The sequence below is a fragment of the Streptomyces sparsus genome (genome assembly GCF_054776295.1).
This window is the reverse complement of record NZ_BAAHCA010000337.1, coordinates 1-4,879: the sequence shown is the minus strand read 5'-3', so window position 1 is coordinate 4,879 and position 4,879 is coordinate 1. Positions and strand designations below refer to the sequence as shown.

General features: G+C 72.0%; 6 protein-coding genes. All 6 read left to right on the top strand.

Going from position 1 to position 4,879, the window contains the following annotated elements; genetic code table 11:
* The first annotated feature begins 184 nt into the window (after positions 1-184).
* The 6 genes from ACYVE9_RS15840 (at position 185) to ACYVE9_RS15815 (ending at position 4,809) form a co-directional block, all read left to right on the top strand.
* The gene (locus ACYVE9_RS15840) at positions 185-418 is read left to right on the top strand and encodes a hypothetical protein (protein WP_461028496.1); all 234 of its coding nucleotides are present in this window, start codon (positions 185-187) and stop codon (positions 416-418) included.
* Between the two features lie 126 nt (positions 419-544).
* Positions 545-1,255 (top strand): (2Fe-2S)-binding protein, encoded by a 711-nt coding sequence (locus tag ACYVE9_RS15835; protein WP_461028495.1) that lies wholly within the window; start codon positions 545-547, stop codon positions 1,253-1,255.
* A gap of 54 nt (positions 1,256-1,309) precedes the next feature.
* Positions 1,310-1,921 carry a GrpB family protein gene (locus ACYVE9_RS15830; protein ID WP_461028494.1) on the top strand — a complete coding sequence of 204 codons (612 nt, stop codon included), beginning with the start codon at positions 1,310-1,312 and terminating at the stop codon, positions 1,919-1,921.
* Between the two features lie 56 nt (positions 1,922-1,977).
* Positions 1,978-2,190 (top strand): DUF2277 domain-containing protein, encoded by a 213-nt coding sequence (locus ACYVE9_RS15825; RefSeq protein ID WP_461028493.1) that lies wholly within the window; start codon positions 1,978-1,980, stop codon positions 2,188-2,190.
* A gap of 365 nt (positions 2,191-2,555) precedes the next feature.
* Positions 2,556-3,398 (top strand): DUF6227 family protein, encoded by an 843-nt coding sequence (locus ACYVE9_RS15820; RefSeq protein WP_461028492.1) that lies wholly within the window; start codon positions 2,556-2,558, stop codon positions 3,396-3,398.
* Positions 3,399-3,537: 139 nt separating this feature from the next.
* Positions 3,538-4,809, top strand: coding sequence for a transglycosylase family protein (locus ACYVE9_RS15815; protein ID WP_461028491.1), 1,272 nt, complete (start codon positions 3,538-3,540; stop codon positions 4,807-4,809).
* The last annotated feature ends 70 nt before the right edge of the window (positions 4,810-4,879 follow it).

The window sequence follows — 4,879 nt, the reverse complement described above, 5'->3', positions numbered from 1 at the left end:
ACCCCTTCGCCCTCCGCCCTTCGTCCTGCCTCCCCGTGCGGCGTACCGCGCTCCGCCGGGCGGGTGAGCGCGCGGGACCACGGCGGCGGGCTGCGGCGTGCGCGGCGCCACCGGGCCCATCCTGTCCGCTGGAGCAGGGACCGCTCGGTGTTGCTGCCCGCCGACGAGCAAGGAGTGATCGTTCATGGCTGTGTGCGAGGTGTGCAGCAACGACTACGCGATGTCCTTCGAGGTGCACGCGGCTGGTGCCGTGCATGTCTTCGACAGCCTGGAGTGCGCCGCCCAGCGCATGGCGCCGATCTGCGAGAACTGCCAGTGCCGCATCCTCGGCCACGGAGTGGAGTCCGCGGGCCGGTTCTTCTGCTGCGCCCACTGCGCGCGGGTGCAGGGGCACGCGGAGCTGGTCGACCACGCCTGATCGCCGCCCGGACCGAGAGTCCTCCCGCACCCCGAGGCCACTCACCCCGAAGCCGCTCACCCCGAGGCCGCCGGGCCCCCGGCCGGTGCCGGCACGGAGCGGACCGCCTGACTAGGGTTCCTTCGTGTGCACACGAACCGAGGGAGCGCGGGGCCGGACGACGGCTTCTTCGCGCTGCGGGTGGGGCCGCCGCCGGCCGGGGCGGTGCCCCTGGCCTCGGTGTACCGGGCCGAGACGGACACCCTGCGGCAGCGCATCAGCACGGTGAACTCCCGGCTGGCCGTCCGGGAGCCCCGCGTCGGCGCGTCGATCGCCTTTCTGGGGCTGGCCGCCCGGCTGTGGTCCGTCGCGCTGGCACCTGCCGCGCTCGACGCCGCCCAGCCGGACCTGAGCCCGGAGCGCCTGCACTGGTCACCGGCATCCGCGCCGGGCGACGACCTGTGGTTGCCCACACCGGGTGCGCTTCCCCGCAGCGACGATCCTCCCGGACTGCTGCGGGGGACGGTCCTGGACGACCACCTGGTGCCGCTGGTGGCGGCCGTGCGGACGGTCACACCGGTCGCCGAGCCCCTGCTGTGGGGCAACGCCGCCTCGGCACTGTCCGGTGCGCTGGCCCAGTTGGCCGCCTGGTGCCGGGCACACGAGCGGGAAGCCGCGGGGAGGCGCGCCGCCCGGATCACCGTGGACCTGCTCGCCCACGCGCCCCTGCGGGGCTCAGGGACCCTGACCGCTGCGGGTTTCCGCCGCCGTACGTGCTGCCTCTACTACCGTGCTCCCGGTGGCGGGCTGTGCGGCGACTGCGTCTTCCCCGCACCGCCTGAGGTGCCGCGGCGTTGAGCAGGGCACCGGCCCCCCAGCACGCGGGGAAACCTACCGAAGGAGCGACGACGGGTGACCGAGACACCGGACGGGGTCGCCGGAGCGATGACCGAGCAGGAGATCCGGGCCGCGCACGTCGGCGAGGTGCGGCCGCAGCGGGGCGAGGTGACACTGTCGCCCTACGACCCGGGCTGGCCGGCACGTTTCGACGAGTTCGCCGGGCGGGTGCGGGCGGCGTTGGGCAGCACGGTGACGACGCTGGAACACGTCGGTTCGACCTCCGTCCCCGGCCTTGCCGCGAAGCCCGTCATCGACATGCTGCTGGTGGTGCCCGATCCGTCCGACGAGCGGAGTTACGTTCCGGCCCTGACGGCCGTCGGCTTCGTGCTGAGCATCCGGGAGCCGGACTGGTACGAGCACCGTGTGCTGAAGCTCCACGACGTTCCCGCGTCGAGACACCTCGCCAACCTCCACGTCTTTCCCGACCGGTGCCCCGAGACCGCCCGCATGCTGCGCTTCCGCGACCGGCTGCGGTCCGACGAAGCCGACCGGGAGCTGTACGCCCGCACCAAACGGGAGCTCGCCACCCGGCAGTGGACGTATCTCCAGCAGTACGCCGACGCCAAGTCGGCGGTGGTGGAGGAGATCCTCGGCCGGTCCGCGTCCCGGCCGGCCGGCGCCTGAGCACGCTTTCGCCGACGAACGCGCCGGCGGCGCCGGCAGTGAGTACCGTCGTCGGTATGTGCCGAAGCATTCGAACCCTGCGCCCGCCGTACGCCGACTCGGTGACCGAGGAGGACGTGCGCGCGGCCGCGTTGCAGTACGTCCGCAAGGTGTCGGGTTTCCGGCACCCGGCCGCTCACAACGAGGCCGCGTTCACCCGTGCCGTCGAGGAGGTCACGACCGCCACCGACCGGCTGCTCCGTTCGCTGGTCGTCCGCGGCGCCGACTGAACGGCCGGTCCGGGGCCGACAGCCGTGTCGCGGGCCGGGCGCCCGACCGCATGGGGGGTGGGTGGCCCCGGGCCGAGCGGCGGTGAGCCCTGTGGCGAGTGCGTGGGCAGTGCCCTCGCGCGGAGGTGGGGCGGGTGGAACGAGCGGGGGCGGGCAGCACAGGCGTGATTGAGCCCTCACATTCCGTCACCACAGGGAGGTGACGGACAGTAACTTCCGCTCCGACGTGGCAGTTACCGGAAGATCCCCACTCAACCGGGCCTCACCAGGCAAAAATGTCAGCCAATCTCATGAATGACGGTACTCATGTGACTACGGTGGGTATTCACAAGGAAGGGCGGTGACTCGATGTAAGGAGGCGCCCCATGCGCAATCAATCACAGAGCACGGGCAGCGCACTCCCGGGGGAGCACCTGGAACTTCTGCTGGCCCGCGCTCACAACCCCTTCGAAGTGGACGACGAGTTGGCGGCCCGACTCGCCACCGCCGTCGCCTACGAGGTGCAGTTGCGATCGTGGCGGCAGCACAACTCGCCCTTCCCCGGCACCGAGTGCCGCACCTACCGGCACATGTTCACCCTCAGCGACCACAGTCATCTGGTGCTGTGGGAGGTGGAGCACGACACCGACGCCGACGGGCGGCTCGCACACGAGCTCTACACCGATCTGGCCGCGCTGCGTTCGGCGGAGCGCCGGGTGCACGGGCGGATGGGTGCCCCACCGGAGCTGGCCTGCGACTCCTGCACCGACCCGGCACCGGCCGCCGGCGTCGAACCGGTGCCGCCACGACCGCTGTTCGAGCCGCTGCCGGCACCGCCGGAGCCGGCCCCCGCGTCCCGGCCCACCGAGGACAGCAGCGGGTTCGACGCCCAGGACTCCCCCGACCACGCCAGGCGCCTCCTGCGCCGGGCGAGCAACGCCGACCGCCCGGGCGAGGACGTCCTGCGACTGCTCTCCCAGGCGCGCGGTCACCGGATCTCCAGAGCCGCGCAACCCCTCGGCATCGCGGGGCACCGGGCGTTCTGCTCGATCTACGCGCACACCTTTCTCCTGACGGGCACCGAGGAGATCACCCTGTTCGAACTGGAGCACGACTTCACTCCCGGACGGCGCCTGGTGTGCGAGGTCTACGCGGACGAGACGGCGGCCGGACGCGCAGCCGAACTGCGCGCGCTGGCCCACCGGTCAACAGGCGGCTCGGGCGAATAAGGCCGAACCGCTTGCCGTGGCCGGTTTTCCGCCTCTACGTTTGGTCAGCTTGCCAACACGCTTGGTCAGCTGCCAACTGCTATGAAGCAGACCACTGTTGACCCGAATGCCTGCTTCGTGAAGGTATGGGGAGGAACCCATGGCCGGCCGTGGACGCCATCGCCGCTACAAGCCCAGCACGGTATCCCGCGCATCCCTCACCGTCACCGCCGGCGGAGCCGGTCTCGCGCTGCCGCTGGTCGGCATCAGCCACGCACAGGCCGCCCCGGTGGACACCTGGGACAAGGTCGCCGCCTGCGAGAGCAGCAACAACTGGGACATCAACACCGGCAACGGCTACTTCGGCGGTCTCCAGTTCAAGCAGTCGACCTGGCAGGCCTTCGGCGGCACCGCCTTCGCCGCGCGCGCCGACCTCGCCAGCAAGGAGCAGCAGATCTCCGTGGCGGAGCGGGTGTTGAAGGGCCAAGGCCCGGGCGCCTGGCCCAACTGCTCCGTGAAGGCGGGCCTGACAAGGGACATGGCACAGCCGCGGGCTGCGCGATCCACCACCGAGCGGCCTGCCGTGCCCTCGGTGGCACCGGCAGCCGGCAAGAAGGCCACGGCGGCGAGCAGTCGCGTCACGCCGCCCTCCCAGGAGGACAAGCGCGGCAGTACCGCCTACGAGGTGGCGGGCGGTGACACGCTCTCCGGGATCGCCAGCGAGCAGCGGGTGGGCGGCGGTTGGCAGGCGCTCTACGAACGGAACCGGCAGACCATCGGTGAGGACCCCGACCTCATCATCCCGGGTCAGCGGCTGCGGCTGACGGGTTCGACGCCGGGCACCGAGAAGCCGACGACGCCTCCGCCGCCGAAGGCGGAGAAGCCGGCCCCGGCCCCGCCGAAGAAGGCCCCGGCTCCGCCGGAGAAGGCGCAGACGCCACCGAAGAAGGAACAGGCGAAGCCGGCGCCGAAGCCGGCCGAGCGGCAGGCGTCCGCGACCAGCCGGGCGGCGAAGTCGACTTCCCGCGCGTACACCGCGCCGGTCAGCGGCGTGTCACCGGGCACGTCCTACCGGGCGTCGGGGGCGAGTTGGGCCGCCGGATACCACACCGGGGTCGACTTCCCCGTTGCCACGGGCACGTCGGTGAAGGCCGTGACCTCGGCTCGTGTGGTCTCCGCGGGGTGGGCGGGCTCCTACGGGTACCAGGTGGTCCTGCGCCACGACGACGGCCGGTACAGCCAGTACGCGCACCTGTCGGCGATCTCCGTGAAGCCGGGTCAGCGAGTGGGCTCGGGGCAGACGATCGGCCGTTCCGGGAGCACCGGCAACAGCACCGGTCCGCATCTGCACTTCGAGATCCGCAGCGGCCCCGGCTACGGCTCCGACATGAACCCCCTCGCCTACCTGCGGCAGAACGGCGTCAGCATCTGACGCCCGTGCCGGCGACGTCCGGAACCGGGCCGGCCCCGCCGGTCTCCCCTCCCTCTGGTGGGGGGAGACC